Source organism: Colwellia sp. D2M02, assembly GCF_018860755.1.
GTDB classification, from domain to species: Bacteria; Pseudomonadota; Gammaproteobacteria; order Enterobacterales; family Alteromonadaceae; genus Colwellia; species Colwellia asteriadis.
In genome coordinates, this window is the sequence record NZ_JAHKPW010000075.1 from 1 (window position 1) to 21,340 (window position 21,340).

The following is a 21,340-nucleotide window of genomic DNA, read 5'->3' on the forward strand; positions in this document are numbered from 1 at the left end:
GAGTAGGACATTGCTAAACGCCTATTAAGAAAAGCCCGATTCGAAAGAGTCGGGCTTTTTGCTTTGTGGCTTTTAAATAATGTGTAAAACACAGTAATGGGATAGTGAAAGACAATAGCGCCGATGGTCGTGTGACTTATATTGCAGATAAGCCCATGTGAGGTAGCTTATAAATAGCTTAATATTGTGGCTTTGTAAGTGAAGGAACCTGATAAATAAGCAATAAAAAAGGCCCCTTGAGGCCTTCATTAGTAATAACATATAGACTTACATTTTAGAGTTACATTTCCTTGTCTATTCTTACTCTACCGTTAGTAAGGTAAACCATTCTAACAGGGTCGTCAGTATGAAAAACCATCTGAACATCATAATCTTGAATAATCATAAATTGCTCACCCTTTTGCATAGTGCCATTTACTTCAATCATTAACTCTACTAAGTGTGTTACTTTGATATGCTGTTGGTTTTGTTGGTTACGAGCAATAGAGCCACCTATGACAGTACCTAATATTGTTGCGATATCACGGCCACTACCACCGCCGAATTGATTGCCAATAACACCGCCGATAAGTGCACCTCCAAAGGTTTTCCAGCCGTTGTTTTTATCTTCAATTAGCTCTTCTTGGCTAATATTTCGCACTGAGACTATCTTACCAAATAATACTTTTTCAACCGGTACGGCTTTATCACGCTCATAATTATTGGCATAGCTATGACTACTGAGTAGCGCTAGTAAAAAATAACAAGTTGTTAGTAACTGCTTGTTAAGTGTTGATTTACGGTAATACGCTATAAACGCTTTCATGAACTACTCCTATATCAACTGTTACCAGCTAATGTATTCTTTACCTTTTGTTTTACGAATTTCTGTTTCATCAGCCCACTCCACTAAACCGCTTTCTAAATCCATTAAACGTAGAGTAAATTTGTAATAAACATCAGATTGGTCTTGGTTAGATTTAACAATACTCGCTAAGTTGCCATATAGCATGTATTGGGCACCTATTTGCTGGCCAAACTGTTTTGCCTTACTTGTATCTACCATACCACCACTTTGCTGGTATTGCAGTTGTTCACGCACTGAGGCAACACGACCCATATCAACAAAGCGGAACTTTCCTGAACGCAATAATTTTGTTGAAATTGAATCGGTGATTGATTCAGTATCTATATGTTCACTGGTTTTGTTTTTAATACTTTCAACGAAAATAACAGGGCGAGTATTAACTGTTAGAGTACCAACAACAGGTGAAATTAATAATGAGTCTGTCATTTCTGCTGCGACTTTTTGTAGGTCAGTTGAGCCAAAGTTAATGTCAGTTGTTTCCACCGCAGCAGCGTCACCATAACGTACAACAGATTTATTAGTACAGCCGCTAATAGCAAGTAGAGATATTGCGACTGCAGGCAAGATAAAAAATTTTTTCATGAGTAAATCCTTAAATTTATATAAATTATTTGCTTATAAGCTACTTACGGCTTAATAACCATTAAAATTTGAATGCTTTTTCTGGCACTTCTCGTACGTAAAGACTAAACGTTGTTGCTTTAGCTGTTGGCGCTAATGCCTTTACTGTTTGTGTTTGCATACCGTGTAAATCGAGTGACTTCCATGGGCTTTTACCAGGTTCTACAGCAAAACCATCATTATCAAACCAATTAACTTGGTATTGAAGTTGTAATGTTTTTTTATAAGTACTGGTGAGCGTGAGGTTTACCTCAAGCAAGTCTTGCTGAAGTCTTGATTTTATATCGCTAATGTACAGTTGCTTGGCTAGTTTAGGGTTATGTACCTGTAAATATTTACTGTACTCTTCTCCTGCGGTAATTTGACTAGTGCCGACACCAGAGGTTACAGGGGGAACATTTTTACAACCAACTATGAATAAAGAAATAAACAGTAATATAAATATACTGGGTTGTGAGTGATAGCCTTGTGTTAATTTTTGCATAGCGTCTCCGTAATTGAATAAGGTTAAAAGTAATGTATTTGGTGGTCAGTATATGAGCCTATGGCACTGATTTTGATTAAAGTTTGTTTTTCTTTGGTAATGGCTACGTTTATATTTTGTGTTGTACCGTTAATGTTAAAGGATAACGTATGTTCTCCAGCCGTTATTGGTATGCGTAGTATATGAATACTATTTGGTAATGTGCTCCAGCTGCGGGTGTCAGCTTTTTCACTGCTAATGTTATAAAGGCTCGCGAGTATATTACCAATATCGCCGCCCTGTTTACTCATTTGTTGTCTGAGTTCTTCTTTGGCGACAACTCGAGCAATTTGACGCGTAACCATTAAAGGGTATTGGTCTTTCAATTGTTTGGCGGCTAAAGATTGTAATCGGACAATTTCTTGAGAAAGAAAGATTTCATCTTGGACACGTACTTGTACCGGTTGATAAGTGGTTAGGTTATTCTGATAGGTAGGTAAAGCAACGCTGTAAAAGCGCATGTCGTTATGGCGAGTAAAAATAGGCAAGTGTATAGATGATTCCTGTTTGGGGCTAATAATGCCTTGCTCTACGATCACTACTACTTCGCCGCTATTCTTAGGGATACTTTCTTGGGTAATAGTTGCTGAAAAGCGTTTTTTAAACTGCTTTACATCATCAATCATAAAAAGTTTATTCGCTAAGCGCCACACATCTCGTTGTAAATAAGTATTGTTAGGATAAATTTCTAAGGCTTTTTTATAGTCGATGTAGGCATCATTTAACTCTCCTGCAGAATGGTAGAGTAGTGCAGACAGATAAAAAGTAAAAGCATTTTGAAAGCCATTCTTTACTTGCCCAATGGTTGTTTCCATTGTTGGGTATTGCTTTGACATATCACTTTGCCTAACCATGCTTTGGCGACTGGATTGTAAACTGTCTTGGTTGGTATGAAGCGCGGACTGCTGTACTAGGTTGGCTCTCCTTATTTCAACTAAAGCGCCTGATAAGTCTTGTTGATATAAATAGTTTAGCGCTTGATAACTATGAAGCATACTTTGTTCGTAATAAGGAATGTCGTACCGGGTAGCGTTATCATTACTTAAAATTGCCCCTACATTCTCAACACCTCTACTTAACTCAATTTTGGCTGCTTGCTGTTGCTGTTGGATTAAGTTGTAAGCATCATTAAAGGTAACTTGGCTTTGTGCATAATCACGATCTAAAAAATTTAGGCGAGCTTGCTCAAGTAACCTTAAGTTGAAAGTACCATCAGATTCACTTCTAGGGGGGATGACGTTTATTGCGTATTTAAAATTCCCTTGCCGTTGAGCAATATTTACTTGCTGCATTTGCTGAGCATAACTACTAAATAAATCATTAAAAGAGGTGGCGCTGCAGCCATTAAGTACAGTGATAAGGAGTAGAGCAATAGGTATTTTAAAAGTATTCATTAGCATATAACTAGCTTAACCTGTTGGTGCTACTTGGCAAGTTGACTCGTGTTTAAAAAATGTAAGTAATTGCACATACTTTAATGGCTTTTGAGTCAAACAGTGCTTTTGTAATGAAAATGTTTTGTTATAAATAATATTTAGACCTAACCTTGAGCTAGTTTGTAGTGAAATACTTTAAGCTTGTATCTATATGAGCTAGTCTGATGTTAGTAGCGTAAGTCCTATTAGTATAGGTGGGGCGTTTTGCTTAATCTCTGAAAGAGTTGTTATTTTATGTTGTTTAATATAAAAGTTTTAAAAGTTGCACACAAGGTTGTTATTGGTTTTGCGGTTATTTTATTATTACTGCTATTTTCTAGCATCAGTTCCATTGGTATTTTGAGTGATATAAAGCAAGCGTCTGCTAAAGTCGATGACTTTGCTCTGCCTATTCAAAAGTCAGCAAACATCGTGCAAAAGCAATTGTTAAAGCAAGCTAAGTTGTCTTCTTTTGTTTCTGGCTCTGCGACGGTCGATGAAATTGAACAGCTAAAGCTTGCGTTTGCTAAACAAGGTGAGTTGTTAGTAGAACAGAGTAAATCAATAGAAGAAATGCTTCATGTTTTTCCGAAGATTCAAAGCTTGGATCATTTTAACCTTCTTTATGGCCAATATTTAGCTGCTGTTGATAACATGTTTGCTTATCGGTTAGCTGAAATCAATCAAACCAAAGCATATCTTGAGCAGCATAAAGTGCTTGAGGATGTTTTATATGAAGCTGGAGCCTTTTTAGGCGATTTAACTTTTTTAGATGACCCGGAGAATCAAGCTATTGTCGACAGAATAGCCGGCTCTGCTAGTCAAACCGAAGGCTTTGTTTTTAACCTAACCGATGCCACTAAAACCATTTTATTAATTAATAGTATCGCTGAAGTTGAAGAGTCTCAAAAGACCATTGAGTTTTCTATTAGTAATCTTGAACAGAATTCAATGTTTTTAATTACGTTAGGCAAGAGTTATGACACCGATGGCTTAATTGAGCAGTTTGTTATTGAGTTTGATAAAGCAAAAAAAATATTTCTGAGTGATAATAATTTATTTACGTTGAAAATATCTCAACTTGAGCAAAGGAATGCTTTAAATCAAGCATTTAAAAGTTCAGAGTTGCATATCAATACTTCAATACAAGCAATTGATGACTTTTCACAAGCGGTAGATAAAAACTTAACGCAGTTACAAGCAGAAATTGCGACTAACGTTGAGCAAGGGAACTTGGAAACTATGGTGATTTTTGTTGTGTTACTTATTGCAGGTATTGTAATAGCACTAGCAACAATCAAAGCTATGATTGGTCCATTAAAAGGTATCAATAAAGTATTATCTCAAATTGCTAAAGGAGATTTATCACGTCAATTAACCGTAACATCAAACGATGAATATGGAGAGCTGTCAACTAATGTCAATTTGGTTGTTGCTGACTTGCGTAAACTTATTGGTAATATCTCCGATAATAGCCACCTTTTAAAACATGCAGCTGAGCAGTCAAACCAGAAAATAGCCCAAGTTACAGATTCTTTAGCAATACAAAAGCAAACGATTGAAAATGTCACTATTCAAACCAGTGAACTTGGCCAAAGTGCAGATAATATATTAGAAGAAGCACATAATTCTGAAGTTAAAATGACTAATGCCCTATCGCAAAGTAGTGAGCTCGAAAAAACGGCAAATATTACAAATGAGCGTATGAAAAATTTAGTTGCTATGTTAGATAATACCTCAACAGTGATGACGTTATTGCAGCAAGAATCTATAAATATTAGTGGAATTTTAGATACAATTCGAGGTATTTCAGAGCAAACTAATTTACTTGCATTAAATGCCGCTATTGAAGCTGCTCGAGCAGGAGAGGCTGGCAGAGGATTTGCTGTTGTCGCAGATGAAGTACGTTCATTAGCGAACCGAACTCAAACGTCGGCGACAGAAATTCAAGTGATGATTGAATCACTACAAAACCAAACAGAAAAAGCGGTATCAGATATTAACCAAGGTAAAGGTGAAGCCAATAATTGTCGAGATCATACCGATCAATTACTTAAAACTTTATTGTTGATCACTCGTGATATTGAACAAATGCATGAAATGAGTACGGGTATATCTCAGTCAGCAACTCAACAAAATAGCCTAAGTAATGATATAAAACAGAGTATGAAAGAGGTAGTCGAGTTAAGTCAACAAAGTAGTGATAAATCCTCATCTACCTTAACACAGAGTAACCAAGTTGCAGATTTAGCCGCTAAGCTCGAAGGTGCAATAGACACCTTCGACGTTCCAGAGTCTAAATTTAAGCGTTAGATTAGCGGATCTCTGTCAAATAAAGATAGATTTTTGATTGAATAATTGTTTTCGCATCATGAATTTTTCAGATTATAGGAGGAATTTATTTACAGCCTTACTTTTAATCTCATTATCCAGTTAATTGAACTTAATAAACTAATCATTAAACGATCTATGTGATAGCTTAATGCAATTAAATAACCTGAGTTGAGTAAATAGAATGAAATCATTTAAACACTTATCCTTAATGGTACTCTTTGTTGGTGTTTTTTCATCTTCAACATTATTAGCAGATAATGAGCGTAAGCTTTCTGTTGACGATAAAAACACGACCAAGCACAGTACTAAAATAAAAGGTGAACGTATAAAGTACACTGCCACTACTGGAACCCAGCCAGTATGGGATGAAGAAGGCACACCAACAGCAAGCTTATTTTATACTTATTATCAACGTACAGATGTTGATGATAAGGCGACTAGGCCTTTATTGATTTCTTTCAATGGTGGGCCCGGTTCGGCATCGGTTTGGATGCATATTGCTTACACCGGCCCTAAAGTTATCAATGTTGATGATGAAGGTTACCCATTGCAACCTTATGGGGTTAAAACCAACCCATACTCAATTTTAGATGTTGCTGATATTGTTTTTGTTAACCCCGTTAATACTGGTTACTCAAGAGCATTAGCTAAAAAAGATGGCAGCATGCCTTCAAAAGCAGAATTAAAAACAATGTTTTTTGGCGTCAATGCTGATATTAAATATTTAGCCGACTGGGTTAGTACCTTTGTTACGCGAAATGAGCGCTGGCGTTCACCTAAATATTTAATTGGTGAGAGCTACGGTACTACGCGAGTTGCTGGCTTGACTAAAGAACTTCAATCTCGCCAATGGATGTATATTAATGGCACTATTTTAGTTTCGCCAACTGATATTGGTATAAAAAGAGAGGGACCTGTTAAAGCGGCTAACCGTTTACCGTACTTTACTGCCACAGCTTGGTATCATAATGCGCTTACAACAGAGCTACAACAAAAGCCGTTAGCAGAGTTACTTGCACAGGTTGAGCAGTTTACTTTACGCGAGTATTTACCAGCTTTAGCGCAAGGTGGTTTTATTGCTCCAGAACATAAGCAACGTATTGCTGAGCAAGTTGCTAAATATGCAGGCTTGTCAGTTGAAACGGTAGTCAATAGTAATTTAGATATCAGTAATAATTACTTCTGGAAAGATTTATTGCGTAACAGAAAGCAAACCGTAGGGCGACTTGATTCACGTTACTTAGGTATCGATAAAAAAGTCGTTGGTGCAAGGCCTGATTATAATGCAGAGCTTAGCTCATGGTTACACAGCTTTACACCTGCTATTAATCACTACTTACGTGAAGAGTTAGGCTATAAAACAGACTTGCGTTATAACATGTTTGGTAATGTACATCCGTGGGATAGAAGTGGTAACAATACTGGAGAGAACTTGCGTTTAGCAATGGCTGAAAATCCATACTTAAACGTAATGGTACAATCAGGCTACTTTGATGGTGCAACTAATTATTTTGACGCTAAATACACAATGTGGCAATTAGACCCAAGTGGCCAAATGAAAGATCGTTTATCATTTAAAGGTTATGAAAGTGGACATATGATGTACTTACGTCATGAAGATCTACGCCAGTCCAACCAAGATATTCGCGACTTTATTATAAAAAGCACGCCAGCAAAAGAGCAGGCAGCTAAGTACTAAGTTATTCAGCTCGACCCTTATTGCATTATTACTTAAAGCCTACTTTCTTAGTAGGCTTTTTTTATGGCTGCTATTTAGCATTTATAACGGGGGCGCTAGGTAATTACGTAAAGCGATTGTATAAAACGGTCACCCCTTAAACCATGGCGGTAACCATACTATGTGCTATGTTTTTATTATGACCTTTGTCGTGCTTGCTGTGTATTTCCTTTGTTTCCCTAATACTAGAAAGGAAGACTACCAATGTATTAAACATCTATTTTAAATTTTTTTATAGTGATCGATAAGGTGCCGTATGACGTACAACAGATTATTAACGTAATGCATGTAGCTGTTGAATAATACTAACAATAAATAGTTGAGAGGTAGATTAATCTATGCTGAAACAAGCAATTATCATGCTTCAAGAGTATTTAAAGTCATTAGGGGTTTATGCTCAAATACACTTTGAACTAGAAGGATGTTTTAAATCCTCTCTAGTGAAAAGTCCTGTTGATTTCTCATTGGTAAATCACACCTTAGCTGCGCTTGATATAGATGGGGAAATTGTCAATGAGTATTGGAAAAACCAATGGGAGTACGTTTCACTTTTTAATGGTCAATCGCCTTTAAAAGAAGCAGATAACTTAACAAGAACTATTGCACACCTTCCTCGTATTTTTGCTAAAAATGGTTTCCATGAAACCTTGATTCAGCCGGTTGTTTGGTCAGGAGATCAGGGCAAGCTTGCCTGTGGCTCTCATGATATTTTTACCACGGATACTCGCGCCGTACATATTCCTAATGCCATCCAGCTTAATGTCAGCGTAATCAATAGCCAAGGGGTCAACATTATTCCATATGATGGTTTTGGTGAGTACCTACAACAATGCTTTTTAGAAACGAGTAAAGATTGTAGTTTACTTTACTTACCCGAAGAAGAAGCATTCGAGCGCTTTAAGTTAAAGTCTTACTATGGCTTAGCGCAAGAACTTTGCTCACCATATAATATTTCAGGGGGGCACCAAGGTAGTATCGCTTTATATAAAGAGTACGGTAAACATAATCAGCGCATGGGTGAAGAGCCATTACTGTTTGATTTACAAAATAATGTTTTATTAAGCGCTCATAACTGGCATAAGACCGCACGTGTTGAGCACAGGCTAGGTGCGTCAAGTAAAGCCTATAATGCTTATGTTAATGTACTCTTTGCCTTAGCTAATGTTGCGGATGCCATTGAAGCTTATCAGCAGGGCGTAGATCTCCCTTCAGTAACTAAGGTGGTGAGCGCTATTTCATTACCAACATCACTATATAGTCATCAAAGCCCACAGCCGAATAACCAAGAAAACACGATAGGGGCTATTGACTTATTTGACCAGAGTCACTGGTTTAATAAGCGAATAAATAAAGTTCAACAGCTGATGAGACATAAAGCCATTACCTTTGAGACCTTACCTTCTAATATTGGTGACGTTATTAAAAAACAGATACTTGCTGATTATCAGCAAGAAATCATTGAACTACCTCTTACTTTTAACTGAATTTAGCATAATAAGATAATGACTTTATGAATATATATAACCAAAAGAATAAACTTAGTTACCCTAAATCGCCCTTGTTATGTGGAGATTGTTCTGAGCAAAAAAGAGCTGAACTGAAGCACTATTTTAAATCAACATGGCAAAGTTATGACTCACTATTTTCACTTATTAATAATGATGAGTTTTATTATCAACGGCCTGAGCCACTTAGACACCCGCTAATATTTTATTTTGGTCATACTGCTTGCTTTTATATTAATAAGCTTATTTTAGGAAAGTATACTAATGAACGGGTTAACCCTCGTATTGAAGCGATATGTGCCGTTGGTGTTGATGAAATGAGTTGGGATGATCTAAATAGTGACCATTATGATTGGCCAAGTGTTGATGAAGTGCGCCAATATCGTCAACAAGTATTTGCTTTAGTGAATGAGCTTATTGATAACATGGAGCTATCTTTGCCAATATCAAAAAACTCAATTGCTTGGATTATTTTAATGGGCTGTGAACACGAACGTATTCATATTGAGACATCTTCGGTGATCATGCGGATGTTACCATTATCAGCATTAACCGAAAATGAACAGTGGCAAACATGTCTGAAAACAGCTCAAGCACCTATTAATGAACTCGTGCCTGTAGGGGAAGCAGTTGTTAACTTTGGTAAACCTGAAGCAGATAAAAGCTACGGCTGGGATAATGAATATGGGCATGAACAGTTAACACTTAATGAGTTTCATGCATCAAAGTTCTTAGTATCAAATGCTGAGTTTATGAGCTTTGTTGAAGGTGGTGGTTATGAAAATCCATTATTTTGGACGGAAGAAGGGCAAGAATGGTTAGCTTTCAGCAAAGCGAGTATGCCTCGTTTTTGGTGTAAAAAATCAGGTGAATATTATCAGCGTAACTTGTTAAGTCAAATACCACTGCCACTCGATTGGCCAGTAGAAGTTAACTATTTGGAAGCGAAAGCATTTTGTCAGTGGAAAAATAGTAAAGCCAACCAACAGGGGAAGCTTTTTTATCGGTTGCCTACTGAGGGTGAATGGTTGTGCTTGCGTGAGCAGGTTGATGGGGATTTGCTGTCTTGGCAACAAGCTCCAGGTAACATTAACTGTGAGTTTTATGCATCCCCTTGTCCCGTGAACCAATTCAAGCAAGGAGAGTTTTACGACATTGTTGGTAATGTTTGGCAATGGACCGAGTCTGCTATTGATGGTTTTACAGGATTTTCTGTGCATCCATTATATGATGATTTCTCTACACCAACATTCGATGGCAAGCATAATTTAATTAAGGGTGGCTCTTGGATTTCATCTGGTAATGAAGCGATGCGATACTCTCGTTATGCTTTTCGTCGTCATTTTTTTCAACATGCAGGCTTCAGATATGTGGCTAGTCATAGTGATGAACTACCTAACTTACCTGATAATCATTTTGAAACAGATAAAGCTTTATGTCAGCAATTACACCATCACTTTGAACAATTGCGTCGCTTAGGCCAAACATGGCTTAATGTTTCGGAGCAAAATGTAAAGAGTGAAGCCCCCTTTGAAAGTGACTATTTGCAGTCGTTAGCCAATATCGTATTAAAGAATGTTGATAGTTACGGTAGTGTGAAAGTACCTAAATGTTTAGACTTGGGCTGCAGTATTGGTGGTTTAAGTTTTTTATTAGCTCAACATGCTACTTTTATTGACGCTCTTGATTTTTCGGCACGATTTATTAAGTACGGTGTAAAACTGCAACAGGGTGATACGGTACGCTATACTACCACGCGAGAAGGTGAACTGCTGGGTTTTAATGAATATTCATTACCCGATACTTTACGTGAAGAGTCACAAAACATTCATTTTATTCAAGGTGATCTTTGTAACCTTAAAACAATATTTACTGGTTATGATGTTATCGTTGTGCAGAATGTTTTAGAAAAAAGTTATGATCCTAAATTATTTCTTGACCAAGTTCACCAAAGGCTCAATTTCAATGGATTATTAGTCATTATTTCGAGTTATGATTTTGATGAACAGTTTACTGATAAAGCTAAGTGGCTTGGTGGAAAAAAAATTAATGGAGAAAATGTTACGGGGTTTGAAGCGCTAAGTGAAAGTTTATCTAAGTATTTTACATTACTCGATAAGCAAACATTAACGCAAGTATATGAAAAAAGACAGCGGCACTTTACGGTTGTGCAGCCTCAATTAACCGTGTGGCAATTAAATAATTAAGTAACTTGTGATGATGCCAAAGAGTTAGCTTAAAACCATAACAAGCCTATTTTAAATTAAATGATTAATTACTTAACCTATATTTTACCGTAAATGGCTTACATCACTGACTATAATTGAAGCGGCGAGCCATAAAAGTCAGGTGTTATTGAGCTATAAAAAAGGCAGTGTGTTATCAATTATACGGATGGCAATCTTTATTGTTTTCTTTTTAGTCTAAACAACTGTATAATGCGCGCCCAATTATAGTCCTATTCATTGGTATGCTAAAAGTAGCTACGTAATGATAGAAATAGCGAGTAACGCCTGTGTTAGATAAATTAAGAAATGTGGCAATTATTGCCCACGTTGACCACGGAAAAACCACTTTAGTAGATAAGTTATTAGGCCAGTCAGGTACATTAGACGCGCGTAGCGGTTTAGAAGAACGTACTATGGATTCAAACGATATCGAAAAAGAACGTGGTATCACAATCTTAGCGAAAAACACAGCGATTAACTGGGGTGAATACCGTGTAAACATCGTAGATACTCCTGGTCACGCCGATTTTGGTGGTGAAGTAGAGCGTGTTATGTCAATGGTAGACTCAGTGTTACTTATTGTTGATGCGCAAGAAGGTCCTATGCCGCAAACTCGCTTTGTAACTAAAAAAGCATTTGCGCAAGGTTTAAAGCCAATTGTTGTTATCAATAAAATTGATAAGCCAGGTGCTCGTCCTGAATGGGTTATGGATCAAGTCTTCGACTTATTTGATAACTTAGGCGCTACTGACGACCAATTAGACTTTAAAGTAGTTTATGCATCAGCCATTAACGGCTGGGCATCATTGGAAGAAGATGTTGTTGGTGAAGACATGACACCATTATTCCAAACTATTATTGATGAAGTACCAGTACCTGATGCAGATGCTGACGGTGCATTCCAAATGCAAATTTCACAACTTGATTACAGCTCATACTTAGGCGTAATTGGTGTTGGTCGTATTACTCGTGGTTCAGTTAAACCTAACCAACAAGTAACTATTCAAGGTGCTAATGGTAAAACCCATAACGGTAAAGTAGGTAAAGTATTCGGTTACCTTGGTCTTGAGCGTTATGAATCAGAAAAAGCGGAAGCGGGCGATATTATCGCGATTACTGGTTTAGGTGAGTTGAAAATATCAGATACAATTTGTTGTCCATCTGAAGTTGCTGCACTACCTCCGTTATCGGTAGATGAACCAACAATCAATATGACATTCCAAGTAAACACTTCACCTTTCGCGGGTCAAGAAGGTAAGTTTGTTACTTCACGTAATATTAAAGATCGTTTAGATAAAGAGTTAGTTCATAACGTTGCATTACGTGTTGAGCAACTAGATGATGCAGATAAATTTAAAGTATCTGGCCGTGGTGAACTTCACTTAGGTATTTTAATTGAAAACATGCGTCGTGAAGGTTACGAGTTAGCAGTATCTCGTCCTGAAGTTATCATGCGTGAAGTAAATGGTCAGGTAGAAGAACCTTATGAGTCAGTAACTATTGATGTTGAAGAAGCTCATCAAGGTGCGATCATGGAAAAAATGGGTGTTCGTAAAGCTGAGTTAACTGATATGGCACCAGACGGTAAAGGCAGAATTCGCATGGATTTTGTTATGCCAAGCCGTGGTTTAATTGGTTTCCAAACTGAATTTATGACATTAACATCAGGCTCAGGTTTAATTTACCACACGTTCTTAGAGTATGGTCCTCATAAAGGTGGTGAAATTGGTCAACGCTTAAATGGTGTAATGATTGCTAACGCTACTGGTAAAGCCTTAACTAACGCTATCTTTAACTTGCAATCACGTGGTCGTATGTTAATTGGTCACGGTTTAGATATTTACGAAGGTCAAATTATCGGTATTCACTCACGTGATAACGATTTAACGGTAAATGCACTTAAAGGTAAGCAGTTAACTAACGTTCGTTCATCTGGTACTGATGAAGCACAAACTTTAACGCCACCAATTATTATGTCGTTAGAGCAAGCGTTAGAATTTATTGATAACGATGAGTTAGTTGAAGTAACTCCAGATAGTATTCGTATACGTAAGAAATTCTTAAAAGAATCTGATCGTAAACGTGAAGGTCGTTCAGCTAAGTAAACGATAACTGATATATATTGAAAAGGCTGATGGAAACATCAGCCTTTTTTGTTTCTAACTATGACTAAAGCCTAATCGTACCCATTGTTCTTATAGGTTGCAGCGTCAAGTATTGCCCATAAATGAAATATACCGCCAATGATTGCCGGTACTACTAACCACCATAACGCATAACCACCAAAACAGACGATGGCAAAGATTAGCGCAGGTAAAACTCGCCCCTGCACTAATTGACCTAAGCCGGGAAAAAATGTACTACATATCGCTGATATGACATTACCAGCAGAGCCTTGACTCGCCATTTGAACTCCTCAATAAATGCTAAGTGCTAGAAAATAGCTTAGGGCTATCATAATATAATGCTACGCTATCATAAATTAATAAATTGTTAAGAAATATGAGTAAGATAAAAAACTTCTCAATACTTACGCAGTGGCATAAGCACAAACACTTTTTGTTTTTTTTAATGAAAAGAGTCCAGGAAGAAAGGTTATCAGTCGTTGCTGGTTATCTATCTTATGTTTGTTTAATGTCATTAGTCCCTTTGTTGGTAGTTATGCTATCAGTCATGACTGCGTTTCCACTTTTTGGCGAACTACAGCAAAGTATTGAAGGCTTTGTTTACCAAAACTTTATGCCTGCTGCGAGCGATGTCGTGCAAGAGTATTTAAGTGGCTTTGTCACTAATGCCTCTAAAATGTCAGCCTTTGCAATATTATTTCTTTTTATCGCGGCGTTATTGTTAATATCATCAATAGATAAAACCTTTAATGATATTTGGCGTGTCACAGAAAAAAGGCGCACTATAACTTCACTCGCAATGTATTGGATGGTGTTAACTTTAGGCCCAGTATTAGTTGGGGCAAGTATTGCTTTAACGTCTTATATTGTATCGTTAGTTAGTTTAGGTGATTACGATGTTCTGGGCTTATTCGATATATTACTAAGAGCATTACCGTTATTTGCTTCAATTATTGCTTTTTTAATTTTATATATGGCAGTTCCTAATAAAGCCGTGCCGTTAAATTATGCGCTGGTGGGCGCTATTATTGCCGCGCTATTATTTGAAAGCGCTAAAAAAGGCTTTGCGTTATATTTAACCGCCTTTCCTTCATATCAAATGATCTATGGCGCCTTAGCAACCATACCTATTTTATTCTTATGGATTTACGTTTCGTGGCTGATTGTACTCTCTGGTGCGTTGATTACAGTATCGCTACAAGAGTATTGTGAAAAGCCTAGTGAAGAATGCTTTGGCAAAGTAAATGCAGAGAAAAATACACTAGAAAATAATGAACAGGACACAGAAGGGAAAGCAGAAAAACCATGATTGCATTAATACAACGAGTAACCTCAGCAAGTGTCACGGTTGAGCAAGAAGTTATAGGTGAAATAGCTAATGGCTTGTTAGTTTTACTCGCGATAGAGCCGCAAGATACCGAAGCGAAAGCTAAAAGATTAGCAGAGCGCGTTGCAGGCTACAGAATATTTAATGATGAAAATGACAAAATGAACTTAAATGTTGCGCAGGCGCAAGGAGATATCCTAGTTGTTTCTCAATTTACTCTAGCTGCTGATACGGCAAGTGGTATGCGACCAAGCTTTACTACCGCAGCTAAGCCTGAGTTAAGCGTACCTATTTATGAATATTTCACTCAGCAACTACGAAATAAAGGCTTTAAAGCACCAACAGGAAAGTTTGGTGCAGATATGAAAGTACAATTAGTAAACGATGGTCCCGTCACTTTTACCTTAACGGTATAATTGTTAAAAACTGGTCTTGTTTATTTTTTAACTAATTAAGCTATCACTTTCAATTAAGTGGTGTTATAATCTCGCGCCCACTGAGTTTGAGTATACGATTTTCTAGGTAGACTAAGCTACAGCGGGCATGTAAAAGGCAGTGACGGGTCAAATTTCTGGCCTTGAATTTAAACTTATCTTTTAGATATTACCTATGTTTTAGATAGGATAAAGATAAATAGCGGAGCAAAAATTAATGATCCAAATGCAATCACAGCTGAATGTTGCTGATAACAGTGGCGCTAAGCGTGTTCAATGTATAAAGGTTCTTGGTGGCTCGCACCGTCGCTACGCACGCATTGGTGACATCATCAAAGTTGCCGTGAAGGAAGCAAGTCCTCGCGGTAAAGTAAAAAAAGGTGATGTTGTTACTGCGGTAGTGGTGCGCACTAAGAAAGGTGTTCGTCGTACAGATGGTTCTGCTATCCGTTTTGACGAAAACGCGGCTGTTGTGTTAAATGCTAACTTACAGCCAATTGGTACTCGTATTTTCGGGCCTGTGACACGTGAATTAAGAACTGAAAAGTTCATGAAGATCGTATCATTAGCACCAGAAGTACTATAAGGAGTCACGATAATGGCATCTAAGATTCGTCGTGATGATGAAGTAATCATACTTGCAGGTAAAGACAAGGGCAAAACTGGTAAAGTTACTAAAGTTCTTGTTGAGCACAGCAAAGTATTCGTAGAAGGCGTTAACTTAATCAAAAAGCACACTAAGCCTGTACCTCAGTTACAGCAGCCTGGTGGAATTATTGAGAAAGAAGCACCTTTGCATGTTTCCAACGTAGCGATTGTTAACCCAGCAACGGGCAAAGCAGATCGTGTTGGTTTTAGAATTGAAGACGGCAAAAAAGTACGTTTTTTCAAGTCTAATAACGAATTAATTTAATTGGAGTAAACGATGGCGAAACTGCATGATTTTTATAAAGATACAGTTGTAGCTGACCTTCAAAAGAAGTTCGGTTATAAAAGTGTCATGCAAGTCCCTCGGATTGAAAAGATCACCCTTAACATGGGTGTTGGCGAAGCTATTTCTGATAAGAAAGTATTAGAGCACGCCACAAATGATCTTACTGCAATCTCAGGACAAAAGCCGATCACGACAGTAGCACGCAAATCAGTTGCGGGCTTCAAAATTCGTGAAGGCTATCCTATAGGTACAAAAGTAACTCTACGCGGCGACCGCATGTGGGAATTTTTAGAACGTTTAGTTTCTATTTCTATCCCTCGTATCCGTGACTTCCGTGGCTTAAATCCTAAGTCATTCGATGGTCGTGGTAACTACAGCATGGGCGTTCGTGAGCAAATCATCTTCCCTGAAATCCAATACGATAAAATCGATAAGATTCGCGGTTTAGATATCACTATTACTACTAGCGCGAAAAATAACGAAGAAGGACATGCATTATTGTCTGCCTTTGATTTCCCGTTCCAGAAGAAGGTGTAGAGTTATGGCTAAAACGTCAATGAAAGCTCGTGAAGCAAAACGTACTAAGCTAGTTGCACAATATGCTGAAAAGCGTGCAGCGTTAAAGGCTGTTATCTCAGGTGTAGATACTTCGGAAGAAGAGCGTTGGGAAGCAGTATTGAAACTTCAAAGTTTACCGCGTGACTCATCACGTAGCCGTCAACGTAACCGTTGTAATGTTACTGGTCGTCCACATGGTTTCCTACGTAAATTCGGTTTAAGCCGAATCAAGTTGCGTGAAGCAACTATGCGTGGTGAAGTTCCAGGTCTTAAGAAAGCTAGTTGGTAATTCACGGGAGTAAATGGTTATGATGACTGATCCTATCGCGGACATGTTTACACGCATCCGCAACGGTCAATCTGCAACAAAAGCTGCAGTTACAATGCCATCTTCAAAGTTAAAAGTTGCTATTGCAAACTTACTTAAAGAAGAAGGTTATATTTCAGATTATTCAGTATCAGGTGATGTAAAACCTGAACTAGCTGTTACTTTGAAGTATTTTGAAGGTAAAGAAGTAATTGAAACGATCAAACGTGTTTCACGTCCTGGTCTTCGTATATACAAAAGCTGTGATGAACTTCCTAAAGTTCTTGCTGGCATGGGTATTGCGATCATTTCGACTTCTAAAGGTTTGATGACGGATCGTGCCGCTCGCTCTGCGGGTATTGGCGGTGAAGTTCTTGGTTTCGTAGAGTAAGGAGAATAATATGTCTCGTGTTGCAAAAGCACCTGTCGTTGTTCCTGCTGGCGTTACCGTTACGTTATCAGGTCAAGACATTACAGTTAAAGGTCCAGTAGGTGAATTATCACGTACGATTCATAGTTTTGTTGCTGTTTCTCACGAAGAGAACGAAATCAAAACTGATATCGCATGTGACGAAAGAAATGCATGGGCTCAAGCCGGTACTGCACGTGCTTTAATCAATAATATGATTGAAGGTGTTAGTAAAGGTTTTGAAAAGAAATTAATCTTACAAGGTGTTGGTTACCGTGCTAAAGCTGCGGGTAAATCATTAGATTTATCTTTAGGTTTTTCACACCCAATCAGTCACGCTATTCCTGAAGGAATTACTTGTGAGACTCCTAGCCAAACTGAAATCACACTGAAAGGTTGTGATAAGCAGTTAATTGGTCAAACCGCAGCGAACATTCGTGCATACCGTAAGCCAGAGCCTTATAAAGGTAAAGGTGTTCGTTATGCTGATGAATACGTTCGTCGTAAAGAAGCTAAGAAGAAGTAGGGTAACACTATGGATAAGAAAACATCTCGTTTGCGCCGCGCTAAACGCGCTCGTGCAAAAATTAGCGAGTTGGGTGCGAATCGTTTAGTTATATTCCGTACTCCTCGTCACATTTACGCTCAAGTGATCGCTCCTACAGGTTCTGAAGTAATCGCATCTGCGTCTACTTTAGACAAAGAAGTTAGTGCTCAGTTGGAAAAAACTGGTAATGTTGCAGCAGCAACAGCAGTAGGTAAAGCAATTGCTGAACGTGCTGTAGCTAAAGGGATCACAAGCATTGCTTTCGATCGCTCTGGTTTCCGTTACCACGGTCGCGTAAAAGCGTTAGCAGAAGCAGCTCGTGAAGCTGGTCTTCAATTCTAGGGGTTGATAATGGCTAATCATAATCAAGAAAACTCACAACAAAGTGATATGGCTGAAAAGCTAATCGCCGTTAACCGCGTTTCAAAAGTGGTTAAAGGTGGTCGCATTTTCAGTTTTACTGCACTAACAGTAGTTGGTGACGGTAATGGTCGTGTTGGTTTTGGCTACGGTAAAGCACGTGAAGTGCCTGCTGCTATTCAAAAAGCAATGGAAAAAGCACACCGTAACATAGTAACAGTTGACTTGAAGGGTACTACTCTTCAGCACTCTATCAAGGGTCGTCATTCTGGTTCTAAAGTTTACATGCAACCAGCTTCTGAAGGTACAGGTATCATCGCCGGTGGCGCGATGCGTGCAGTACTTGAAGTTGCAGGCGTTCAGAACGTATTGTCAAAAGCATACGGTTCTACTAACCCAATCAACGTAGTTCGCGCTACTGTTTCAGCTTTAGTGAATATGCATTCACCAAAAGGTGTTGCAGCTAAACGTGGCAAAAGCGTTGAAGAAATTTTGGGGTAATTGAGCATGTCTAAAACAGTTAAAGTAACTCAAGTTAAAAGTTCTATCGGTCGTTTACCGAAGCATAGAGCTACATTAAAAGGCCTTGGTCTTCGTCGTATTAACCATACAGTAGAGTTAGAAGATACTCCATCTGTACGCGGTATGATTAACAAGGTTTATTACATGATTAAGGTGGAGGATTAATAATGCATTTAAATACTTTATCTCCTGCTCCAGGATCTAACAAAGCTAAAAAACGCTGTGGCCGTGGTATTGGTTCTGGCATCGGCAAAACTGGTGGTCGTGGTCACAAAGGTCAGAAGTCTCGTTCTGGCGGTAGTGTACGTCCTGGTTTTGAAGGTGGTCAAATGCCATTGAAACAACGTTTACCTAAATTTGGTTTTACTTCACGTAAATCTTTAGTTCGCGCTGAAGTACGTTTACATGAATTAAACCTAGTGAAAGGTGATGTTGTTGACATTCACGCGCTTAAAGACGCTGGTCTAATCACACGTAACATTGTTGCTGTTAAAATTATGCTTTCGGGCGAAATTTCACGCAAAATTACTGTTCGTGGCTTAGGCGTAACTAAAGGTGCTCGTGCAGCTATTGAAGCTGCCGGTGGTAACATCGAGGAATAATACAGATATGGCTACACCAGGAACGGCTACTTCACAAGGTAGTAAAGGCGCAGGCGGTTTGTCTGAGCTAAAACAAAGATTATGGTTCGTATTCGTAGCACTTGTTGTGCTTCGTTTAGGGTCTTTTGTGCCAATCCCTGGTATTGACGCCGCTGTATTAGCTCAGTTCTTTGAACAGCAAAAGGGCACTATCGTAGAAATGTTTAACATGTTCTCCGGTGGTGCACTTGAGCGAGCCTCGGTATTGGCGCTTGGTATTATGCCGTACATTTCGGCTTCAATTATTATGCAGCTACTGACGGTCATGCACCCGAAGATGGCAGAGCTTAAGAAAGAAGGTGAAGCAGGACGACGTAAAATCAGTCAATACACACGCTACGGCACATTAGTTCTAGCAACAGTACAATCGATAGCGATTGCCAGAAGTTTACCGGATATGATGCAAGGACTAGTTATTAATGCTGGTTTTGGTTTCTATTTCACTGCAGTTGTAAGTTTAGTTACTGGTACCATGTTTTTAATGTGGTTAGGTGAACAAATTACAGAACGCGGTATCGGTAATGGTATTTCGATTATTATTTTCGCAGGTATTGTTGCTGGCATGCCTTCTGCAGTTGGTCAAACAGCTGAGATGGCGCGTCAAGGTGAATTGCACTTATTAGTATTATTGCTTATTGGCGTTGTGGTATTTGCAGTAACTTTCTTAGTAGTATTTGTTGAACGTGGTCAACGACGTATCGTTGTCAACTACGCTAAACGTCAGCAAGGCCGTAAGGTTTTTGCCGCGCAAAGCACACATTTACCACTGAAAGTGAACATGGCGGGTGTTATCCCACCAATATTTGCCTCAAGTCTTATCTTGTTCCCTGGCACAATTGCGAGCTGGTTCGGACAAGGTGATGGCCCTGTAGCTGATTTCTTACAAGGTCTTTCTCAGGCGATGTCGCCGGGACAACCTTTGTATGTATTTATGCTTGCAGCAGCAATTGTATTTTTCTGTTTCTTTTACACGGCATTGGTTTTCAATCCGCGTGAAACTGCAGATAACTTGAAAAAGTCAGGTGCGTTCATTCCAGGGATTCGTCCGGGTGAACAAACGTCCAAATATATTGATAAAGTAATGACTCGTTTAACCTTAGCTGGTGCGATGTATATTACCTTTGTCTGTTTGGTTCCACAGTTTATGATCATGGCATGGGACGTTCAGTTCTACTTCGGCGGTACATCATTATTGATTATCGTGGTTGTGATTATGGACTTTATGGCACAAGTACAAACACATATGATGTCTCATCAATATGACAATGTACTTAAAAAAGCAAACTTAAAAGGCTATGGCCGATAGGCCTAGTTAATTAGGTAACGGAGTATAAAATGAAAGTACGTGCATCCGTAAAAAAGATTTGTCGTAATTGTAAAGTGGTTAAGCGTAAGGGCGTTATTCGCGTTCTTTGTGCAGAGCCAAAGCACAAGCAACGTCAAGGTTAATTTTAACCTAAGCGAAAGCTATATCTTTTAGCAGTGGCATTATGTAGATTTTTCTGTATAATGCCGCTTCGATTTGCAAAAAAAGAGAATGGTTGGGTATCCTAACGGGCTTTCCAACCAATGTAATTTTAATTATTTATAGGAGATGTGTTAGTGGCCCGTATCGCTGGCATTAACATCCCTGATCGTAAGCATGCAGTAATCGCCATTACTGCGATTTACGGTATCGGTGCTACACGTGCGAAAGCAATTTGTGCAGCAGCTGGTATTGAAGAATCAACGAAGATCAGTGAACTAGACGAAGCAAAAATTGATTTGCTACGCGCTGAAGTGGATAAATTTACCGTAGAAGGTGATTTACGCCGTGAAGTTTCAATGAACATTAAACGTCTTATGGATTTAGGTTGTTTCCGTGGCATTCGTCACCGTCGCAGTCTTCCTCTACGTGGTCAACGCACTAAAACAAATGCGCGTACCCGTAAAGGTCCTCGTAAGCCAATTAAGAAGTAAGAGGA

At 38.5% G+C, this 21,340-nt stretch carries 25 protein-coding genes; 20 read left to right on the plus strand and 5 right to left on the minus strand.

What is annotated here, in order from left to right:
* Positions 1 to 280: 280 nt before the first annotated feature.
* The 4 genes from KO495_RS14605 to KO495_RS14620 all read right to left on the minus strand — a co-directional run bounded on the left by KO495_RS14605 (position 281) and on the right by KO495_RS14620 (position 3,385).
* Entirely contained in the window at positions 281 to 805 is a 525-nt protein-coding gene (locus KO495_RS14605) for a glycine zipper 2TM domain-containing protein (RefSeq protein WP_215981150.1), read from the minus strand.
* A gap of 21 nt (positions 806 to 826) precedes the next feature.
* Positions 827 to 1,429 (minus strand): penicillin-binding protein activator LpoB, encoded by a 603-nt coding sequence (lpoB, locus tag KO495_RS14610; RefSeq protein ID WP_215981151.1) that lies wholly within the window; start codon positions 1,427 to 1,429, stop codon positions 827 to 829.
* Positions 1,430 to 1,490: 61 nt separating this feature from the next.
* Positions 1,491 to 1,952 carry a YcfL family protein gene (locus KO495_RS14615; RefSeq protein WP_215981152.1) on the minus strand — a complete coding sequence of 154 codons (462 nt, stop codon included), beginning with the start codon at positions 1,950 to 1,952 and terminating at the stop codon, positions 1,491 to 1,493.
* Positions 1,953 to 1,975: 23 nt separating this feature from the next.
* On the minus strand, positions 1,976 to 3,385 hold the full coding sequence (locus KO495_RS14620) for a hypothetical protein (protein WP_252738991.1): 1,410 nt from the start codon (positions 3,383 to 3,385) through the stop codon (positions 1,976 to 1,978).
* A gap of 276 nt (positions 3,386 to 3,661) precedes the next feature.
* On the opposite strand from KO495_RS14620, the gene KO495_RS14625 reads away from it, so the two are divergent.
* The 5 genes from KO495_RS14625 to typA all read left to right on the plus strand — a co-directional run bounded on the left by KO495_RS14625 (position 3,662) and on the right by typA (position 13,316).
* Complete coding sequence (locus KO495_RS14625; protein ID WP_215981154.1) at positions 3,662 to 5,719, plus strand: methyl-accepting chemotaxis protein; 2,058 nt, start codon at positions 3,662 to 3,664, stop codon at positions 5,717 to 5,719.
* 202 nt (positions 5,720 to 5,921) lie between these two features.
* Positions 5,922 to 7,439: a carboxypeptidase gene (locus KO495_RS14630; RefSeq protein WP_215981155.1), complete on the plus strand. Its 1,518-nt coding sequence runs from the start codon at positions 5,922 to 5,924 to the stop codon at positions 7,437 to 7,439.
* Between the two features lie 377 nt (positions 7,440 to 7,816).
* Positions 7,817 to 8,962: a hypothetical protein gene (locus tag KO495_RS14635; protein WP_215981156.1), complete on the plus strand. Its 1,146-nt coding sequence runs from the start codon at positions 7,817 to 7,819 to the stop codon at positions 8,960 to 8,962.
* 26 nt (positions 8,963 to 8,988) lie between these two features.
* Positions 8,989 to 11,190, plus strand: coding sequence for a 5-histidylcysteine sulfoxide synthase (gene ovoA / locus KO495_RS14640; protein WP_215981157.1), 2,202 nt, complete (start codon positions 8,989 to 8,991; stop codon positions 11,188 to 11,190).
* A gap of 308 nt (positions 11,191 to 11,498) precedes the next feature.
* Positions 11,499 to 13,316 (plus strand): translational GTPase TypA, encoded by a 1,818-nt coding sequence (gene typA, locus KO495_RS14645; RefSeq protein ID WP_215981158.1) that lies wholly within the window; start codon positions 11,499 to 11,501, stop codon positions 13,314 to 13,316.
* Between the two features lie 71 nt (positions 13,317 to 13,387).
* Here typA and KO495_RS14650 read toward each other — a convergent pair whose 3' ends face one another.
* Positions 13,388 to 13,618, minus strand: a complete 231-nt coding sequence (locus tag KO495_RS14650) for a hypothetical protein (RefSeq protein ID WP_215981159.1) — start codon at positions 13,616 to 13,618, stop codon at positions 13,388 to 13,390.
* A 95-nt stretch (positions 13,619 to 13,713) separates the two neighbouring features.
* Between KO495_RS14650 and KO495_RS14655 the strand changes: the two genes are divergently transcribed.
* The 15 genes from KO495_RS14655 to rpsM all read left to right on the plus strand — a co-directional run bounded on the left by KO495_RS14655 (position 13,714) and on the right by rpsM (position 21,335).
* The gene (locus KO495_RS14655; RefSeq protein WP_215981160.1) at positions 13,714 to 14,646 is read left to right on the plus strand and encodes a virulence factor BrkB family protein; all 933 of its coding nucleotides are present in this window, start codon (positions 13,714 to 13,716) and stop codon (positions 14,644 to 14,646) included.
* Positions 14,643 to 15,080, plus strand: coding sequence for a D-aminoacyl-tRNA deacylase (dtd, locus tag KO495_RS14660; RefSeq protein WP_215981161.1), 438 nt, complete (start codon positions 14,643 to 14,645; stop codon positions 15,078 to 15,080). Before KO495_RS14655 ends, dtd begins: the two co-directional genes overlap by 4 nt.
* Before the next feature lie 235 nt (positions 15,081 to 15,315).
* Positions 15,316 to 15,684, plus strand: a complete 369-nt coding sequence (gene rplN, locus KO495_RS14665; protein ID WP_130603168.1) for a 50S ribosomal protein L14 — start codon at positions 15,316 to 15,318, stop codon at positions 15,682 to 15,684.
* A 12-nt stretch (positions 15,685 to 15,696) separates the two neighbouring features.
* Entirely contained in the window at positions 15,697 to 16,011 is a 315-nt protein-coding gene (gene rplX, locus KO495_RS14670; RefSeq protein WP_215981162.1) for a 50S ribosomal protein L24, read from the plus strand.
* A 12-nt stretch (positions 16,012 to 16,023) separates the two neighbouring features.
* Entirely contained in the window at positions 16,024 to 16,569 is a 546-nt protein-coding gene (gene rplE, locus KO495_RS14675; protein WP_215981163.1) for a 50S ribosomal protein L5, read from the plus strand.
* A gap of 4 nt (positions 16,570 to 16,573) precedes the next feature.
* Positions 16,574 to 16,879: a 30S ribosomal protein S14 gene (rpsN, locus tag KO495_RS14680; RefSeq protein ID WP_215981164.1), complete on the plus strand. Its 306-nt coding sequence runs from the start codon at positions 16,574 to 16,576 to the stop codon at positions 16,877 to 16,879.
* 13 nt (positions 16,880 to 16,892) lie between these two features.
* Entirely contained in the window at positions 16,893 to 17,288 is a 396-nt protein-coding gene (gene rpsH / locus KO495_RS14685; protein WP_215981165.1) for a 30S ribosomal protein S8, read from the plus strand.
* Positions 17,289 to 17,298: 10 nt separating this feature from the next.
* Positions 17,299 to 17,832 (plus strand): 50S ribosomal protein L6, encoded by a 534-nt coding sequence (gene rplF / locus KO495_RS14690; RefSeq protein ID WP_215981166.1) that lies wholly within the window; start codon positions 17,299 to 17,301, stop codon positions 17,830 to 17,832.
* Between the two features lie 9 nt (positions 17,833 to 17,841).
* Positions 17,842 to 18,195: a 50S ribosomal protein L18 gene (gene rplR, locus KO495_RS14695; protein WP_215981167.1), complete on the plus strand. Its 354-nt coding sequence runs from the start codon at positions 17,842 to 17,844 to the stop codon at positions 18,193 to 18,195.
* Positions 18,196 to 18,204: 9 nt separating this feature from the next.
* Entirely contained in the window at positions 18,205 to 18,714 is a 510-nt protein-coding gene (rpsE, locus tag KO495_RS14700; protein WP_215981168.1) for a 30S ribosomal protein S5, read from the plus strand.
* 6 nt (positions 18,715 to 18,720) lie between these two features.
* Positions 18,721 to 18,900, plus strand: coding sequence for a 50S ribosomal protein L30 (rpmD, locus tag KO495_RS14705; protein WP_215981169.1), 180 nt, complete (start codon positions 18,721 to 18,723; stop codon positions 18,898 to 18,900).
* A gap of 2 nt (positions 18,901 to 18,902) precedes the next feature.
* Positions 18,903 to 19,337: a 50S ribosomal protein L15 gene (gene rplO / locus KO495_RS14710; protein ID WP_215981170.1), complete on the plus strand. Its 435-nt coding sequence runs from the start codon at positions 18,903 to 18,905 to the stop codon at positions 19,335 to 19,337.
* Between the two features lie 7 nt (positions 19,338 to 19,344).
* Positions 19,345 to 20,682 carry a preprotein translocase subunit SecY gene (gene secY, locus KO495_RS14715; protein ID WP_215981171.1) on the plus strand — a complete coding sequence of 446 codons (1,338 nt, stop codon included), beginning with the start codon at positions 19,345 to 19,347 and terminating at the stop codon, positions 20,680 to 20,682.
* Positions 20,683 to 20,711: 29 nt separating this feature from the next.
* Positions 20,712 to 20,825, plus strand: a complete 114-nt coding sequence (gene rpmJ / locus KO495_RS14720; protein WP_118959320.1) for a 50S ribosomal protein L36 — start codon at positions 20,712 to 20,714, stop codon at positions 20,823 to 20,825.
* Between the two features lie 153 nt (positions 20,826 to 20,978).
* Positions 20,979 to 21,335 (plus strand): 30S ribosomal protein S13, encoded by a 357-nt coding sequence (gene rpsM, locus KO495_RS14725; RefSeq protein WP_159817717.1) that lies wholly within the window; start codon positions 20,979 to 20,981, stop codon positions 21,333 to 21,335.
* Positions 21,336 to 21,340: the final 5 nt, after the last annotated feature.